This window comes from Undibacterium sp. RuTC16W (assembly GCF_049339445.1).
GTDB lineage: Bacteria > Pseudomonadota > Gammaproteobacteria > Burkholderiales > Burkholderiaceae_D > Undibacterium.
Genome location: NZ_JBMPPE010000011.1, coordinates 1 through 16,652, shown reverse-complemented (window position 1 = coordinate 16,652; position 16,652 = coordinate 1). Strand labels below are relative to the sequence as shown.

Here is a 16,652-nt window from a genome sequence, read left to right as displayed (position 1 = left end):
GATATTTAATTCGACTTAATGTCGTCTAAAACTCCTATTTGACAACAAAATCATCTGGGAGCATTCTAGGTAAATATTAATTGGGAGAGACCTCATGCCGCAATATCGTTCACGTACCACCACTCATGGCCGCAATATGGCTGGCGCCCGCGCACTGTGGCGCGCTACAGGCATGAAGGACGGCGACTTCGATAAGCCTATCATCGCCGTGGTGAATTCTTTTACGCAGTTTGTGCCTGGCCATGTGCATTTAAAAGACCTCGGGCAATTGGTTGCGCGTGAGATCGAGGCAGCAGGCGGTGTCGCAAAAGAATTCAACACGATTGCCGTGGATGACGGTATCGCGATGGGTCACGGCGGCATGCTGTATTCATTGCCATCGCGTGATCTGATTGCGGATTCTGTCGAGTACATGGTGAACGCGCATTGTGCTGATGCGATGGTGTGTATTTCCAATTGCGACAAAATCACACCAGGTATGTTGATGGCGGCGATGCGGGTCAATATTCCTGTGGTGTTTGTCTCCGGTGGTCCAATGGAAGCGGGCAAGGTGATCAAGGTGGTCAACGGCACGCAAAAAATCATCAAGCTTGATCTGGTCGATGCCATGATCAAAGCGGGCGATAGCAGTGTGAGCGATGCCGATGTGGCAGAAATTGAGCGCTCCGCCTGCCCGACTTGTGGCTCTTGCTCTGGCATGTTCACCGCCAACTCGATGAACTGTCTGACCGAGGCTTTGGGCTTGGCTTTGCCGGGTAATGGCACCATCCTCGCCACTCATTCTGATCGTAAAGAATTATTCTTGCGTGCAGGTCGCCTGATTGTCGATATCGCCAAGCGCTATTATGAGCAAGATGATGCATGTGTATTGCCACGCAATATCGCCACCAAAGCCGCGTTTGAAAACGCAATGGCACTCGACGTCTCGATGGGTGGCTCGACCAATACAGTATTACATTTGCTGGCAGCCGCACATGAGGCCGGTGTAGCATTCAGCATGGCAGACATCGACCGTATTTCACGCAAAGTCCCTTGCCTGTGCAAAGTCGCACCGATGACGGACAAGTTTCATATCGAAGATGTGCATCGTGCCGGTGGCATTATCAGTATCCTCGGCGAACTGGCGCGTGCGGGTTTGCTAGACACCAGCTTACCGACCATCCATAGTAAAACCATGGGCGATGCGATTGCCAATAACGACATCACATGCACCCAGGATCCAGCGGTACATCAGTTGTTCCGCGCAGCCCCCGGTGGCGTGCCGACACAAACAGCGTTCTCGCAATCTGAGCGTTTTGCCTCGGTGGATATGGACCGCAGCACAGGCTGTATCCGCGATAAAGCCCACGCCTATTCGCAAGATGGCGGCCTTGCTGTCCTGTACGGCAATCTGGCAGAAAAGGGTTGCATCGTAAAGACCGCAGGCGTGGACGAAAGCATTCTCAAGTTCAGCGGTAAAGCGCGGGTGTTTGAAAGTCAGGATGCAGCAGTGGACGCCATTATGGGTGACACCGTGCATGAAGGAGATGTCGTCATCATCCGTTACGAAGGCCCAAAAGGCGGCCCCGGCATGCAAGAGATGTTGTATCCGACGTCGTATATCAAATCAAAAGGTCTGGGCAAAGTCTGTGCCTTGTTCACCGATGGACGTTTCTCTGGCGGGTCTTCAGGTCTGGTAATCGGTCATGCCTCACCAGAAGCGGCGGAAGGCGGTGCGATTGGTCTGGTAGAAGAGGGCGATATGATTGATATCGATATTCCTGAACGCCGTATCAACTTGCGCATCAGCGATGCCGCATTGGCTGCACGTCGCGTCGCGATGGAAGCCAAAGGCGATGCCGCATGGTTGCCCGTTAATCGTGATCGTTACGTCTCGCAAGCATTGCAGGCTTATGCTGCGTTGACGACATCGGCAGATCGCGGTGCGGTGAGGGATTTGTCGCAATTGAAGCGATGACTCGCAATGCGCAATAACACGCGATGACATGAGCGCGAAAGATATGCAATGAAATTCTGGGAAGGCCTCAAGCGAGAGTTTGAGGCTTTTTTATTGAAATTGATGATGTCAATGTAATAATGAAATATCTCATGGGTATGTATCAAAAGACATATCAACATCGGGAATGTGAAATCTTGATGACATTCGCCAATCATATAACTGATATCGAAATATGTGATTGGAATAGCAATAATTATCCAACTAAGATGACGGTGTTCTCATTTAATTAAGGAAAAACACCATGATCTCCATCATCATCCTAGCGCAACTCGCAGCAACCATCCTTATGTTGACAGCGGCATTGGCTGACTGATTTGATTGTTGTAAATCGCAGTACTGGTTCCAGCTGACCTGGACGTCGTCGTTAGCAATCAGCAATCTGAAATCGGCCAGCAACCAGCTCAATGCAGCACTACACTAGCTTGCTGATCTCAATGGCAACCGCCGCTATGGCTGCCAAAATTCGTTGGAGCGCCACCCTCGGCGCTCGCTAAATTCTGCAATATCCCGCAATCTGCGCTAGCCTGTTCGGTATGGCACAGGCTGCGTAATTCATTCAACTGCGTTTGCAAGTTGCTGAGTTCAGCAATCCTGGCTGCGACGTGATGAATATGCTCGTCAAGCAGGGCATTCACTTCACCGCAATTCTCGTTGGGCAAATCTTTAAACTTCAGCAAGTGACGGATCTCATCCAGTGTCATATCGAGCGAGCGACAGTTACGGATGAACTGAAGACGTTCGACATGCGCTTCGCTGTACAGACGAAAGTTGCCGTCTGATCGTCCCGGCTGCGGCAGTAATTGCTCCTTCTCGTAATAACGGACGGTCTCCACCAGACAGCCGGTACGTTTGGCTAATTCTCCTATCTTCAGATCATCCGGCATTGTGTCATCCTCGCTCATGAATTTTTGCTTGACTCTATACCTGCTACAGGGTCTTTAATGGCTACTATACGCTTAATCAGGACGACTCATGCATACCCATCACGAACATACTTGTTGCGATCACGGACATACTCATGCTCACTCAGCGCCTGCTGTGACGCCTGATCATACGCAAGAGATATCTCCGCAAACCGATGTGCCAGCCGGATCCAGCAGAACCAGTTTTGTGATCGACAATATGGATTGCCCAACCGAAGAAGCGCTGATCCGCAGTAAATTCGCTGGTATGCCGGGTATAAGTCAGCTGGATTTCAACTTGTTACAACGTAAATTAAGCGTTGTACATGCAGACCAGATAACGCAAATAGCGCAAATCACTGCGGCTCTGAAGGAGATCGGCATGAATGCGGTATTACTGCCAGCAAGCGGGCAGCAGAACGAGGCAATCCAGGTCAGGCCGCCTGGCGAATCACGCAAATGGTGGCTGCTTGGCATTGCCGGGTTTGCCGCGATCATAGCCGAAGCGCTGGTCTGGTCCGGTAGTGATGAGCATGGCTGGCCTGTGATGTTACTGGCGCTGTTCGCGATTGCCCTGAGCGGATTGACGACGTACAAAAAAGGGTGGATCGCTCTGATCAACCTGAATTTGAATATTAACGCCCTGATGGCGATTGCCGTGACTGGCGCAGTATTGTTGCAGCAATGGCCCGAGGCTGCGATGGTCATGGTGTTATTCAATGTCGCAGAAATGATCGAAGCATTGACGCTCAATCGCGCGCGCAATGCGATCCGGGGATTGATGGCTTTAACACCTGAACAGGCGAGCGTTTTGCAAACGGATGGCAGCTGGCAGATGCAGACAGCTTCGAGTATCCGCATCGGGCAAACACTACGTGTGGTGCCAGGTGAGCGGATTGCTCTCGACGGACAACTCAGTCAAGGGCATTCCGCGGTGAATCAGGCACCTATTACCGGCGAGAGTATTCCGGTGCTCAAACAAGTCGGCGATAAAGTATTTGCTGGTACGATTAATCAGACCGGTTCGTTTGAGTATCTGGTCACTGCGGTGCAAACAGACTCGACCTTGTCGCACATTATCAAAGCAGTCGAGGAGGCGCAGGCGAGCAAGGCACCGACACAACGCTTTGTTGATCGCTTCGCAGCGTATTACACCCCGATTGTGTTTGCGATTGCCTTGGCGGTTGCTGTTGTGCCGCCATTGTTATTCGGTTTGCCCTGGATGATCTGGCTATACAAGGCTCTCGTCTTGTTGGTCATCGCCTGTCCTTGTGCCTTGGTCGTTTCTACTCCGGTCACCGTCGTCTGCGGCCTGGCTGCTGCTGCAAAAGCCGGCATACTGATCAAGGGGGGGATGTTCCTTGAGCAGGGTAGGAATTTACGCAGTATTGCTCTGGATAAAACCGGTACGCTGACGCAAGGAAAACCTGTCGTCACTGATCTGATCATGCTGGAGGACAGTAAAGAATCTGATGCACAGCGCATCGCTGCGATGTTATCGGCTCGTTCGGATCATCCTGTGTCTGCGGCGATTTATCAACACATCCGGCAACAGACGCAGCATGATCTGGACGCAGAGTCCGATGTCGTCAGTGATTTTGAAGCGTTGCCCGGTCGCGGTATTCAAGCCCGTCTCCAGGGCATATTTCATGGACAGTTACACTTTTTGGGTAATCGCCGTTTAGTTCAGGAATTGGGTTTATGCAGTCCAGAACTGGAGCAGCGTTTAACAGAATTAGAAACACAGGGTAAGAGCGTTGTCGTGATCGGCAATGCAGTAATGGTAATTGCAATCATTGCCGTTGCGGATACTGTGCGTGAATCCAGCCGACAGGCAATTGCTGAACTACACAGCATGGGAATACATACGGTGATGCTGAGCGGCGACAACCAGGCGACCGCACATGAGATCGCCCGACAGGTTGGCATCGACGATGCGCGTGGCGACTTACTTCCTGGCGATAAACTCGCAGCCGTAAAGCAACTGAGTGATCAGTATGTAACCGTGGGTATGGTCGGTGATGGTATTAATGATGCTCCGGCATTGGCGCAAGCCAGTATTGGTTTTGCCATGGGGGCAGCCGGGAGTGATACTGCACTGGAGACTGCTGATGTCGCTTTGATGGATGACGATCTTAGAAAAATTCCGCACTTCATCAAGCTGAGTCGCCATGCTGCAGCGATTCTCAAACAGAATATCGTCATCGCACTGAGTATTAAAGCTGTGTTCTTTGGCCTGGCATGTGCCGGTGTCGCCACCTTATGGATGGCGGTATTTGCCGATATGGGCGCAAGCCTGATTGTGGTATTTAACGGCTTACGTTTATTGCGCTGGAAACAAACTGATTACATAAAATAGCGAGGTAACCGGATAATAAGTCGCAAGATCATGAGGTCAATGTGGTTAATTAGAATGAGGACTTGGCGCCGGTACACCTTGCAGATCAGTCCAGATGTCCTCGGGTTGTGAGCGATCCCGATAGCATATGCGACCATGATCCGGATAAGTGATCGTATCAACTGGCGCTCTGGTCCCTACCACCAGACATTTAGTCGGAGATTGACTTCGGTTTTCAAGAAAATGACCGACTGCTGCGTTCGCCAGAAATGTGGCGGCATCACCTGCATGCAACACGGATGTATTTGCTCCTTCGATGACCGTTATCTCACCTTCCAGAACGTAGATCATTTCATCTTCTTTGCTATGCCAGTGTTTTTTACTGGAGCGAGACCCCGGCTGTAGAATTTCGATGAATGCGCCAAACTGAGTGAGCTGACCCGCTTCGCTGATCCATAAGGTCTGATTCGGCGCTGATGTTCCAGGTGAGGATGTTTCTTCTTTTAGAAACTGGTGGGGACTAAAGACAGGCATGTGACTCACTCCTTTGTCGGTGGTATCTCAGATGGTATATCAGGTGAACTATCAAATAGTGCGATCTCTTAGATGCTAGAGCGGTATCACTTGAGCTCGCCACGTAAAAGCATGTGCAGGCGATCAAGGTTTTGTTCATTCGCAGGCTCGACGATATGACGTACTGCGTCTGCCACCTTCACGTCGTCAAACTCCTGAACCCACAGTACTTGAGTACCTTCTTTATCTGGTAACAAGGATACAGTGAGCGTGAAATGAGGGTGAGAGACATGGCGAATCACAAGCTTCTGTCCGGACTCGATTTCTCTGAATATATTTTCATTATGAAAGTTGGATCCGTCAGGACCATGCATGATGAACTTCCAGATACCACCTGCCTTGAACTCAAAGATTTCAAATGTGTTTGTGAAGCCTTTTGGCCCCCACCATAGCATCAGCCTGCCGGGATCAGAAAAGGCCTCATAGATTTCATTTGCAGTGTACGGAAGCGTTCGCTGCGTCTGCATTATCTGATGTTCATTCGTCGATTGATCCATTGAAATAGCTCCGGTTATAAAATTGCAGATAGTGACACCTAAAAAATAGCGGATGGATTTTAAGCCTACTAGTGGAGATGTCAGAACCTAAGGTTCTGGACGGTCCTTAAAGGTACGTTGATATGCTTACGTTGGACTATAAATAGCCTAAGAAGGCGTAATTTTGGTGCATCTTGTATCAATTTGTAATTTATTGTCATGATAGATACAAATACTGGAAAATTGCCATGAAAGCAATTATTCTCGATAACAATTTAGTTCTTAATCGGCAATTAATTGATAACTATTGAGAACCTGAATTGAGGATTTGTCGAGAACATCTTTGTATGTACCGCGAGATTCTCGTCATGACATTGGTATACATAAAGGTATTTTGCCATCACCAACAGATTACACACTGATCGGATAGAAAATGAATAACAAGAAATTGAGAATAATTGCCCTTGCCGCGCTCACAACATGTGGCGCTGCGGGTTCTGCCTATGCGGCGGATTGGCCATCAGGTTTTTCTAAATGCGCTGACGAGGGTGGCGTTTGTAAAGTAGGTGACAAGGCGCGCCAGGTATCGTTCGGCTTAAAAGATAAGTGGGTAATAAAATCCTTGTCTGGCAATGTCAGTTGTTCCGCTGCTAGCTTTGGTGTGGTAGCCAGCGCTGACGTAAAGGAAAAATGTGCTGTCGGCCCAGAGGACGGACAAGATGGCGGAAGCGGCGGTTCTAATGGTGGTGGATCAGGTACGGGTACCACTCCGGCTGGATATAGCGGAGGCTTTGCGGGACAAGTCACTGGCGGCGGTACAGTCGCCCCCGTTGTTGTCACTAGCGCAGCGCAGATGCAAAAGGTTATTGATGCTTACACGGGCACTGGTGGCCTTGTTATTCGTTATAGCGGTACTTTCGATTTCCGCACAATTCCTGATCCTTGTACTCAGTGGAAGAAACCGCAGGGCGCAATTGTTGAAGTCAAAAACAAAGGCAACATTACTATAGAGGGTACCAATGGCTCTGCCGCCAATTTTGGTATTGCTGTCAAAGGCGGCTCCAGCAATATCATTATCCGTAATATGACGATCGGTCTGTTACCAGGTTCTATTGACGCGATTGGCATTGAAGGTCAGAGCGGTAAATTCCCAGGCTATGTCTGGGTGGACCACAATACCTTGTTTAGCTCACTGGCAGAGTGCGCTGGCGCTGGCGATCTGGAATTTGATGGACTGGTCGATAATAAAGCCGGTGCCCATCATCTTACCTATTCCTACAATTACATCCACGATCATCATAAAGTAGGTTTGATTGGTTCTAGTGATAGCGATGCAAGCGACCGCTATATCACCTTCCATCACAATTACTACAAAGACGTCGGCTCACGTGTACCTTTGCAGCGCGGTGGCTATACCCATATGTATAACAATCTGTATAGCGGTCTCAAGACCTCCGGCATCAATGTGCGTATGAGCGGTTATGCTTTGATCGAAAATAACTACTTCGAGAACTCACAAAATCCGGTGACTTCCCGCGATAGTTCTGTGATCGGTAACTGGGAGCTGCGCAACAATAATATCAAGACGCCTGCCGATTTCAGTACCTACGGAATCAAGTGGATTGCCAGCGACTCCAAACCTACCCGCGATGCGACAGACTGGGTCACTACAGCGCATTTGCCAATTGGCATTTCGTACAGCTACACGCCAGATGAACCGGCTTGTGTGAAGCAAAAATTACCAGCGGTTGCCGGGGCAGGTACGTCCCTTGCCAAGCTGAGCTGCAAGTAATCCTTATTTGGTAAGCCATTCATACTAGCTGTGATTTGTCTGCGATTTGCCCTTTATTATGTTTGCACGTAAGCGTAAAAAAAGCCCTCAGAGATGAGGGCTTTTTTGCTTACCGGCTGCTATTCATACCCGGCTGGTAATTCAGTCAGGCTTGCGAAAATCATTTTCAATCCAGGCGTTAGCATTACTCATTGAGAGTTTATAGTTCGCGGCGACTTTGACTTTGGCTAGTTCATTACGGTCTGCATCCTGCGCTGTCAGGATGGCATAAGGATCATCGTCATCCGGCATGATATCCAGGCTGATTTTGTAATCTGCGGTTGCGGTACTGACCATTAAACTTTTATGCAAAATGGCATGTAGTTGTTGTTCATGACGACGGATGACTTCAGACGCTGTTTTGACCAGAGTACCAAATGCGTTTGCATCTAGTGGTTTGGGATTTTTTTTGTCGCGACCCATGGTCCACGGACCAACCAGTGCGGGCTCAGGTTCACCATCCTTGATCATGGCAACTGCCCAGCCTTCGTCGTCGTCATTCTTGATAACGCGCGCTGTCCAGCCTTTGTCCTTCCACAGGCGCGGCTCTTGAATTTTTTCGTCTGAGTCTTGCTCACTATCCTCAGGTAAATCCACAGGGTCGGTAAAGTCATTCATATGCTACTTTCTGTCAATATATTGAAATCAATCCTGCCGGAGAATTGATCGATAGAGTCGGGTGAATCTGAAAATAAAAAACCTCTTGAATTTTCAAGAGGTTAATGTTGAACGCGTCGTATGTTAAAGCCTCAGCGCATTATCAGATTAAGTATAGCGATTGTAATGCATTTCTCATTTCTCCAATCACATCCAAATCGCCAGCCACAGGTCGATTTAATTGCTTATCGCTTACTTACTCGCCTTAGCTGGGGTGGTGTAGAGGTCAATGATTGTACTGATGGCATCGCTGCACACATGGCAAAAACTGTCGCTACGATCGAACATGATGCATTGCATTTCAGGGCGGTAATAGCCTTTCGCTTCGTAATTGGCACCTTCAAAGGCACCAACGACATGCTGATGCGGTGCTTTTGAAAATAAGGCATTGTTATATTGCAGATCTTCTTTAAACAATGTACTCATTTCGGATTCTGGCCTGTTCGCCGCACGCAGGGCAGAGCGCTTTTTCTGATACTCACGGGAGTGCTCCTCGTACACCTCTTTTGGCCACGGGCTAGGCAACGGCGTACCGGCTTTTACTATATTTTTCCATTTTAATTGTGCCGGATCTGATAACGCAGTAACATTCGGCTCCCATGGTTCCTGGCGACTGGCACTGGACTGATAGGCGACAGGCGATGTGTAATATTCATCTGCTAAGCCAGCGAAGTGATGACCAAATTCATGAACGAACAAGTAATTTGCCCAATCGTTGCTAGCTGCCGCCGTACTAAACTGACCAAAAATGCCACCGCCACCATAGGTATCGTTATTTACTAGAATCTCGATAAATTCATAGGGCGCGTATTGGGCAATATCACGCAAGGCACGATTGTCTGTGGTCAATACATAACGCTCACTACCAAAGATATCGTAACGAGTTCCCAGCGGTGATGAGTGATATACCCCGGTCGACGGGCGTGACACGCCAGATTCCTGTGTTGGCACGGCCATCGCCCAGACATTGAAATCTTTTGCCCGTTCACGGAAGGGAGAGACTTGAAATAAATGATCAGACAATTTACGTGCATCGTTTTCAAACTTCGTCATATCCGCTGCCGTGTATCCATCACCTAAAATCAGCAGATCGACCTTTTGTTCAGATGGGCCGTTTACTTTGATTGGGATGACTTTTGCCGGAGCGGGACCTTGATGGCGAATCACATCCTGTGCGTCGGTATCGATGTCAATACTCCAGGTTACGACGAATTTATTTTTTTCATCGCGCTTGAGGATGCGCACACGCACTGGTTTTTCTGGTTTAGGAAAACGAACTGACTCTTGAAATGCACGTTGTACTTTATTCGCCTCTTCCGTGCTGCTCCACTCACCAAAAATTGTCGAAAAACCTCGTGAGTACAGTAATTCACCAGTTTTTAAATCCGATACCTCGACCTTGTTGACACCACGGTCGCTATCGTCGACCGGTCGCGCAAGATTACCCGCCCAAGGTAACGGTTCAACCAGAACACGCTCAATTGCATAGTTCTCGGTAGTGGCATTTCCTGTATGGACATAGTCAACCCGGACAGTCGCTGGTGTCAATGCCATCACAGGAGCCGCTATTGTCACCGTCGCTATTGCAAGTAGCGTCCTCGCTATCGTATTCAAAGTAGTTTTATACACATTAGCTCCATGATTGTTTTACCCACCCAGCTAGGACAGGTGATTATTTTAAACTGCAACTGCTGTTTACTTTTAGTGTCTGTGCACACTTGATTTTTTGATGAAATAAATTTTAGTCATCGCAGGAATATGGCTGTCATTGTGTGCTCTGGCAATCGCTATAAAGTACCTTCTCGATGAAAGAATTTTCTGTGCCAGATCAACCTATGATTTGAACTTGCAAAATACAAAAAAAACTAAAGCTCAAATAAGCGACATCACATACCGCTTGCATTAACAACAACCGTAGCGCTGGATGCCAAAAACGCCTGCAGATACAATAAAATAGAGAAGATCCCAGGCTCTCCCTTGCAATCTTAAATCGCTTCTGTCATAATCTTGGCTTGCGTTGCCGAGATGGCGGAATAGGTAGACGCACGGGACTCAAAATCCCGCGCTGCAAGGCGTGCCGGTTCGATTCCGGCTCTCGGCACCAACAGACATGCGGCTTTCAGAGATGAAGGCCGTTTTTGTTTTCTGGATACAGTTTCGAAAAAAAATATTAGAAAAGTCAAATTGGTAGCATTTACGCTATACATCAAACAGTAATTCCCGTTATTATCTTTGCCGTAGTTGAACGGATTTAATACGAAATCAACAGCGTTAATGCGCACCCACATAGCCACTGACTACATAGCCTTAGTCGTTATGTCATCTTGACCTGCTCCCCCAATTTAGTATGAAACCAATTTGGAGTCCGCAGTTAAAAAACGCTCTGCAAATCTATTTGGTGTCAGGTAACCCAGCGAACTGTGTGGCCGTTCGTCATTGTATTGCTGACGCCAAGCGTCAATAATTTCTCTTGCATGTCGCATCGATAAAAACCAATGCCCGTTCAAGCATTCGTCCCTAAATTTTCCGTTGAAGCTTCAATTTACGCGTTCTGCTGCGGCTTTCCCGGTTCGATGAAACGTAGTCGCAATTGCTTGCAGTATGCCCATTCATTGAGCATCTTGCAGATGAATTCCAGGCCATTCTCCACGGTCACGGATTTCGGCAACCCGCGGCTTTCCGCTAACCGTTCCAGTACTCCGACTACACGCCCACTCGGCAGCGAGATATCGACTTCGATTGCCACACATTCCTTCGTAAAGTCATCGACGATATTCAAGCAACGCAGCCGACGCCCATCGACAAAGCCGTCCGACACGAATCCATTGACCAACTTCTATTTGGCGCCGCCGCAAGGACCTTTTCTAGTCACTCAATACCAACTATACGTTTGCGCTTGCGCTGACGCACCATCAGGCCTACTACGTGGTACACGCTGTAGGTACCTTTAGATTGATTTTTCAACCTTCTCGCAGCAACAAGATAGGCAGCCGACGATAGCCATAGCGACGATTTTGGCCTGTGAGCACCGTCAAGCGCTTTGCCAATTCTGTACACTCGGTCGCTTCGATTCGTATCCATACAACGACCTGGATAGGCTAATCAGTCCACAGGCACAGGTACCGCCCAAACCATGAACCTGTATCACGTGTGTCATAACGAGATGTTTTTCCTGTAGGGCTCCACTTTCGGCCAACGACATTCTTCAACGCTGCATTGTCCAGCATGGCTTCGGCCAGTAGCTTCAGTTTGCCATTCTCGGCTTCCAGCTCTTTAAGGCTGAGCCTCTGACACGGTGATGCCGCCGAATCTGGCCTTCCAGTTATAAAAGGTGTAATCACTAATACCGTGCTTGCGGCAAAATGACGTAACCTTCGCGCCAACTTCGGTCTCCTTCAATACCCCGATTATCTGCTCTTCCGTGAATCACTTTTTCATGTCTGCCTCCTGTTGGCAGACTCTAGATTAGCACCGTACCATTTTCGGGAAGTAGGTCAATCTTTGCCGACAATGTGTGTGGCATTTTTGATTGGCATTTCTACGCAGTCACCTTTGGAAAAAATATTTCCACTGAGATTGTCTATCCTGAATTGTGGAGCAATGCTTGGAAACATTTTCAAGCCAAACTTTTGATCACATAGTTTATGTTGTGAACTTGGTGTTGCCATATCCAACATCAATGCTTCTTATAATTAATTCTAAATCATTCAATTCCTCACAAGGCTGAGTTCAATCACCGTCATCCCGTTTGGGCCCAATACTTTTGCAATTGAGTAAAGAGTAAAAACATATCGCCTAATACAAGTTTTTCTGCATTCATACTTATTTTTTTAAAGAAATATAAATTCACCAATTTGTAATAAATAAGTGCTAATGTGACATCTTGCCAAAAAGAATATATTTGGTTTGCTCAATAAACTCTATGGGTATTTAGGCTCATACGGCTGAATCCCTTTGCCAAAAACAGACTGATTATGTTTGGCAATTCTGAGCAATGTAGCTGATGGTCTTGCATTTGTTCTCAAATCTCAGTCGTCTATTTTTGCAAATAAATCTTATTGACTCATGTTCATTAAGACTTCTAACCCTATGGAGAATTTAATTGAAAAATTTGTTGATTTCCCTTTTTTTGTTGAGCCATGCCATTGTTGCTTTTGCAGACGGAAAAGCAGATTGTAATGCCGCTGCTGGCAGCTATCGTACGGGAACGGTGGTGAGTGCACCTAAATTTGCCAGTGCTACTCAAACGCTCAAAGGCGTAGGACTTTCTCATACCCATATTCGCGTTCAAACAGATCAGGACGGACAGATCTATGACGTTGCAATGGACAATGTATATGCTACGGACTACATCAAAAATTCCAAATCCATTCCAAAATCACTTGCTGCGATCAAACTGGGCGACAAAGTGGAGATGTGTGGTCAGTTATATTCGAGTGGGTATGGAATTCACTGGGTTCATGATAACTGTAATGTCACCCCGGACAGTGCTCATCCTGATGGATTCATTAAAAAGGTAGTAGGCAATGTTGAGGGTGGCAATTTGGAATCAAGCCAGGCATATTGCTACTTGTGGAATTAATGATTATTTGATGCTGATGACATGAAGTTGATGTGCACAATATATCAACTTCATGCATCTCAAAAAGGCAGTTGAGTATTCAACCGAGAACTCCTCAAGGTTTAATTTTCCTTAAGAGATTTGCGATATTCCTCCAAGAAAATCATCATTGTGAAATCATCATTTCGTTATGTAGCGGTACTTATTACAACGGGTCTTTGTTTATGCCTGTTTGTCTGGTTACGAAATGCAGGCGAATTCTCCGCAACTTCATCAGAAGTTCATTCACAAACGGATCCAAGATTAAGATCTTCACGTGATCGGAATGATTCAAATTCTCCATTCGGTTTTGGGAGCGCACTGATAACAACTGGAGAAGGTGCCATCGCTGACGGCAATCCGATACCTATTTATGGACGAAACGGACGTTCGGTCGATTTTGGCGGATTGCCTGTAGCGGCGTATATTTCTAAATGGGTAGGATTAGCAAGAGCAGGGAATATTGATGCCGCCTACAACGTTTATCAAGCGGAATCAGTGTGCGCTAATATTACGGAACCCTTAACCGAGTTCAACAGCGAAGCTGATCGTGAGCAGTTTGTAGCCGAGCATCAACGTCTCGTTACTTTATGTGCCGGCGTAACGCCAGCCCAGATTCAAGAGCGCCTGAGTTTTTTAAGCCTAGCGGCACGTGCAGGCAAAGTCGATGCTCAACTTGATTATTTCATGGAGGGGCCATATGGTCGTCCAATTGATTTAAAAGAGAGTCGAGATGATCTGTTGGTACAAACGTGGAAGAGCGAAGCAGTAATCGGTTTAAAAGCTGCGGCGAGTACGGGGGAGCCATTTGCGTTCGCGCTGCTTTCTCAAAGTTATGATGTTGGTGAAATCGTGCCAAGGGACGCCAAACTATCACTTGCTTACAAAGTAGCAGAGGCTGAGGTAAGGAGCACGGCTTTGTCAGAACCTCAACTAAGACGGAAATTTGGTTCGCAAATGTCTGGTGACGATTTTGATTCTGCTCTGCAAATGGGTAAAAAATTAGCGCAAGAATGTTGTAGAAAATAGCTTGAAATATTTTACTTTTACAGACCCATTAAGTTATTTGAGATAGACCAACTCACAAAAAATAGCTAATCAATCATAGCGCGACAGCAATGACAAGCTAAAAATACCGTCAACCTTATTTCTTCATGACGCCGTAATAAATGACCTCTAATATTTTGAGGATCATCAGCCAACAAACTCCCATCGAACGAACTCAATAATTGCTTAGCCTTGGCGCATGATTGTGCATCAAGCATTCGGCAAATCGCACGTCCATCGAATTTTATAGGTACATCATGTTGCAAGCACGGTTACAGCAAGTTATTGACCGACAAGAACTTAGTGCGCTTTTTCAACCGATCATTCACATGCAATCGGGAGAAACTATTGGTTATGAAGGGCTTATTCGAGGACCTTCAGACAGCCCGCTGCACTCTCCATTAAATTTGTTCAAAGTGGCTGCCGCGGCTAATTTAAGTGTCGAGGTTGAGCACTTATGTCGTAAGGTTGTACTGGAACGTTTTGCCTTACTAAATTTGCCGGGTAAACTTTTTCTCAACGTTAGTCCGGAATGCTTGCTCTACCCGACTATGAGAGATGGAGAAACTCTCGACTATATTCACCAATTTGGTATCAGTCCTGAGCGTGTGATCATTGAGTTAACGGAAAGTCAGCCAACATATGACTACGAATTATTGGGTAATGCACTGGCTCACTACAGCGACATGGGATTTCAAATTGCGATTGACGACCTGGGAGAAGGATTTTCTAGCCTGAGACTTTGGTCAGAATTGAGGCCCGCTTACGTCAAAATTGACATGCACTTCATTCAAGGCATTAACCTTGATAAGGTGAAACTACAATTTGTTCGCTCAATTCAACAAATAGCAGAAACTTCAGGCACATTGGTGATTGCTGAAGGAATAGAAACGCAAGCAGAATTACTACTAATTCGCGATCTGGGGATTGCATGTGGCCAGGGTTATCATATTGGACGGCCGCTAAGCGATCCACCGACGTTTACTTCACCTCAAATTGCAAAATCCTTGAGTAATCGAGGCATCGCAATTTATCCTCAAGAGCGTACACATTTTCAGACATCCACTACCGCGTTGCGGTTATTACGTGTAGTACAACCCGTATCACCTCAAATTTCTAACAACGAAGTTCTGGATATTTTTGTCCGAAACCCAGACCTTGAGGTGATTCCCGTAGTAGATCATGGTGTCGCCGTTGGCCTGATCACCCGTCGTAACTTGGTTGATCGGTTTGCAGTGCAATTTATCAGAGAATTACATGGAAAAAAACACTGCGATATGTTTATGGATCGCGCTCCTCTCATTGTTGATAAACATATCAAGCTACCTGAATTAAGTAGATTGGTAGTAGAAAAAGAACGTCATCATTTATTTAATGGTTTCATCATTAATGACCAAGATCAATATCTGGGAATGGGTACGGGTCATGACTTAATGCGTGAAATCACAGAAATGCAAATCAATGCAGCGCGTTACGCTAATCCATTGACTTTGTTGCCGGGCAATGTACCTATTAACGAACATATCGATCGACTCATCGAGAATGGCGGGCGATTCAGTGCATGCTACGTTGATTTAGATTTTTTCAAACCGTTTAACGATGTATATGGATATAGAAAAGGGGATGACGTTATTCAGATGACTGGAAAAATTCTGGAGGCTCATTGCGATCCTGCCAGGGATTTCGTAGGACATATTGGCGGAGATGATTTTTTAGTCTTATTGCAAAGCGAAAATTATGAAGAGCGTTTCCAAGCGATGATCGATGGATTTACAAATGAAATCAGACATCAGTTTAGCAAAAAGGATATAGAACTAGGAGGGTACATCAGCGAAGATCGTCGAGGTCAATCGGTATTCAACCCTTTGCTGACAATCTCTCTTGGCGTTGTCAAAGTAGAGCCTGGTCATTTTTTATCTCATTATCAAATCGCTACCGCGGCAGCAGAAGCGAAAAAACAAGCCAAGCGCATATCAGGAAATAGCTTATTTATCGATCGGCGAGCTGGTCCATGCGCACCAATGTATTCGGATCAAATTCAAGCTGCTTAGGCTGCTTAGTTCAAAAAACTAAGCAGCGCTAGAGGTTTTTTCAAGTCATACAGAGAAAAATATCGCCCTCAGTAATCTAAGAAACATGTTGTTACCTCCGATACAAATTCTTTGTAATCTCAAACGGATATCTTCACGTTGAATAGGGGCATCACAATTGCATCCCTTTTTACACCAT

Annotated in this window: 12 protein-coding genes, 1 tRNA gene and 1 pseudogene; 7 read left to right on the top strand and 7 right to left on the bottom strand. The window is 46.8% G+C overall.

What is annotated here, in order from left to right; all coding sequences use genetic code 11:
• Positions 1–94: 94 nt before the first annotated feature.
• On the top strand, positions 95–1,957 hold the full coding sequence (gene ilvD / locus ACO0K4_RS17535) for a dihydroxy-acid dehydratase (protein WP_422957966.1): 1,863 nt from the start codon (positions 95–97) through the stop codon (positions 1,955–1,957).
• A 473-nt stretch (positions 1,958–2,430) separates the two neighbouring features.
• On the opposite strand, the gene cadR is transcribed toward ilvD, so the two are convergent.
• Positions 2,431–2,901: a Cd(II)/Pb(II)-responsive transcriptional regulator gene (gene cadR, locus ACO0K4_RS17530; RefSeq protein WP_422957965.1), complete on the bottom strand. Its 471-nt coding sequence runs from the start codon at positions 2,899–2,901 to the stop codon at positions 2,431–2,433.
• A gap of 70 nt (positions 2,902–2,971) precedes the next feature.
• On the opposite strand from cadR, the gene ACO0K4_RS17525 reads away from it, so the two are divergent.
• Positions 2,972–5,260, top strand: coding sequence for a heavy metal translocating P-type ATPase (locus ACO0K4_RS17525; RefSeq protein WP_422957964.1), 2,289 nt, complete (start codon positions 2,972–2,974; stop codon positions 5,258–5,260).
• Between the two features lie 45 nt (positions 5,261–5,305).
• On the opposite strand, the gene ACO0K4_RS17520 is transcribed toward ACO0K4_RS17525, so the two are convergent.
• Together ACO0K4_RS17520 and ACO0K4_RS17515 are read right to left on the bottom strand one after the other, a co-directional pair.
• On the bottom strand, positions 5,306–5,773 hold the full coding sequence (locus ACO0K4_RS17520) for a cupin domain-containing protein (RefSeq protein WP_422957963.1): 468 nt from the start codon (positions 5,771–5,773) through the stop codon (positions 5,306–5,308).
• A gap of 86 nt (positions 5,774–5,859) precedes the next feature.
• Complete coding sequence (locus ACO0K4_RS17515) at positions 5,860–6,309, bottom strand: SRPBCC domain-containing protein (RefSeq protein WP_422957962.1); 450 nt, start codon at positions 6,307–6,309, stop codon at positions 5,860–5,862.
• Positions 6,310–6,721: 412 nt separating this feature from the next.
• Between ACO0K4_RS17515 and ACO0K4_RS17510 the strand changes: the two genes are divergently transcribed.
• On the top strand, positions 6,722–8,080 hold the full coding sequence (locus ACO0K4_RS17510; protein ID WP_422957961.1) for a pectate lyase family protein: 1,359 nt from the start codon (positions 6,722–6,724) through the stop codon (positions 8,078–8,080).
• 141 nt (positions 8,081–8,221) lie between these two features.
• Here ACO0K4_RS17510 and ACO0K4_RS17505 read toward each other — a convergent pair whose 3' ends face one another.
• Together ACO0K4_RS17505 and ACO0K4_RS17500 are read right to left on the bottom strand one after the other, a co-directional pair.
• On the bottom strand, positions 8,222–8,737 hold the full coding sequence (locus ACO0K4_RS17505; RefSeq protein ID WP_422957959.1) for a hypothetical protein: 516 nt from the start codon (positions 8,735–8,737) through the stop codon (positions 8,222–8,224).
• A 231-nt stretch (positions 8,738–8,968) separates the two neighbouring features.
• The gene (locus ACO0K4_RS17500; protein ID WP_422958060.1) at positions 8,969–10,330 is read right to left on the bottom strand and encodes a M64 family metallopeptidase; all 1,362 of its coding nucleotides are present in this window, start codon (positions 10,328–10,330) and stop codon (positions 8,969–8,971) included.
• Positions 10,331–10,795: 465 nt separating this feature from the next.
• Between ACO0K4_RS17500 and ACO0K4_RS17495 the strand changes: the two genes are divergently transcribed.
• A tRNA-Leu gene (locus tag ACO0K4_RS17495) sits at positions 10,796–10,880 on the top strand.
• Between the two features lie 238 nt (positions 10,881–11,118).
• Here the strand turns inward: ACO0K4_RS17495 and ACO0K4_RS17490 are convergent.
• Both ACO0K4_RS17490 and ACO0K4_RS17485 read right to left on the bottom strand, forming a co-directional pair.
• Positions 11,119–12,187, bottom strand: a pseudogene (locus ACO0K4_RS17490) (IS3 family transposase).
• 83 nt (positions 12,188–12,270) lie between these two features.
• A complete protein-coding gene (locus tag ACO0K4_RS17485; protein WP_422957957.1) occupies positions 12,271–12,453 on the bottom strand; it encodes a hypothetical protein in 183 nt (60 codons plus the stop codon).
• 425 nt (positions 12,454–12,878) lie between these two features.
• Here ACO0K4_RS17485 and ACO0K4_RS17480 point away from each other — a divergent pair, with 425 nt between their 5' ends.
• From ACO0K4_RS17480 to ACO0K4_RS17470, 3 genes are all read left to right on the top strand, one after another.
• Positions 12,879–13,358, top strand: a complete 480-nt coding sequence (locus ACO0K4_RS17480; protein WP_422957956.1) for a hypothetical protein — start codon at positions 12,879–12,881, stop codon at positions 13,356–13,358.
• 150 nt (positions 13,359–13,508) lie between these two features.
• Positions 13,509–14,405, top strand: a complete 897-nt coding sequence (locus tag ACO0K4_RS17475; protein ID WP_422957955.1) for a hypothetical protein — start codon at positions 13,509–13,511, stop codon at positions 14,403–14,405.
• Positions 14,406–14,680: 275 nt separating this feature from the next.
• Positions 14,681–16,474 carry a GGDEF domain-containing protein gene (locus ACO0K4_RS17470; protein WP_422957954.1) on the top strand — a complete coding sequence of 598 codons (1,794 nt, stop codon included), beginning with the start codon at positions 14,681–14,683 and terminating at the stop codon, positions 16,472–16,474.
• The last annotated feature ends 178 nt before the right edge of the window (positions 16,475–16,652 follow it).

What these genes read in the sequence shown, in the direction of transcription:
- ilvD (WP_422957966.1), top strand. Translation starts at nt 95, where the DNA reads ATGCCGCAATATCGTTCACGTACCACCACTCATGGCCGCAATATGGCT.
- cadR (WP_422957965.1), bottom strand. Translation starts at nt 2,901, where the DNA reads ATGAGCGAGGATGACACAATGCCGGATGATCTGAAGATAGGAGAATTA.
- ACO0K4_RS17525 (WP_422957964.1), top strand. Translation starts at nt 2,972, where the DNA reads ATGCATACCCATCACGAACATACTTGTTGCGATCACGGACATACTCAT.
- ACO0K4_RS17520 (WP_422957963.1), bottom strand. Translation starts at nt 5,773, where the DNA reads ATGCCTGTCTTTAGTCCCCACCAGTTTCTAAAAGAAGAAACATCCTCA.
- ACO0K4_RS17515 (WP_422957962.1), bottom strand. Translation starts at nt 6,309, where the DNA reads ATGGATCAATCGACGAATGAACATCAGATAATGCAGACGCAGCGAACG.
- ACO0K4_RS17510 (WP_422957961.1), top strand. Translation starts at nt 6,722, where the DNA reads ATGAATAACAAGAAATTGAGAATAATTGCCCTTGCCGCGCTCACAACA.
- ACO0K4_RS17505 (WP_422957959.1), bottom strand. Translation starts at nt 8,737, where the DNA reads ATGAATGACTTTACCGACCCTGTGGATTTACCTGAGGATAGTGAGCAA.
- ACO0K4_RS17500 (WP_422958060.1), bottom strand. Translation starts at nt 10,330, where the DNA reads ATGGCATTGACACCAGCGACTGTCCGGGTTGACTATGTCCATACAGGA.
- ACO0K4_RS17485 (WP_422957957.1), bottom strand. Translation starts at nt 12,453, where the DNA reads ATGTTGGATATGGCAACACCAAGTTCACAACATAAACTATGTGATCAA.
- ACO0K4_RS17470 (WP_422957954.1), top strand. Translation starts at nt 14,681, where the DNA reads ATGTTGCAAGCACGGTTACAGCAAGTTATTGACCGACAAGAACTTAGT.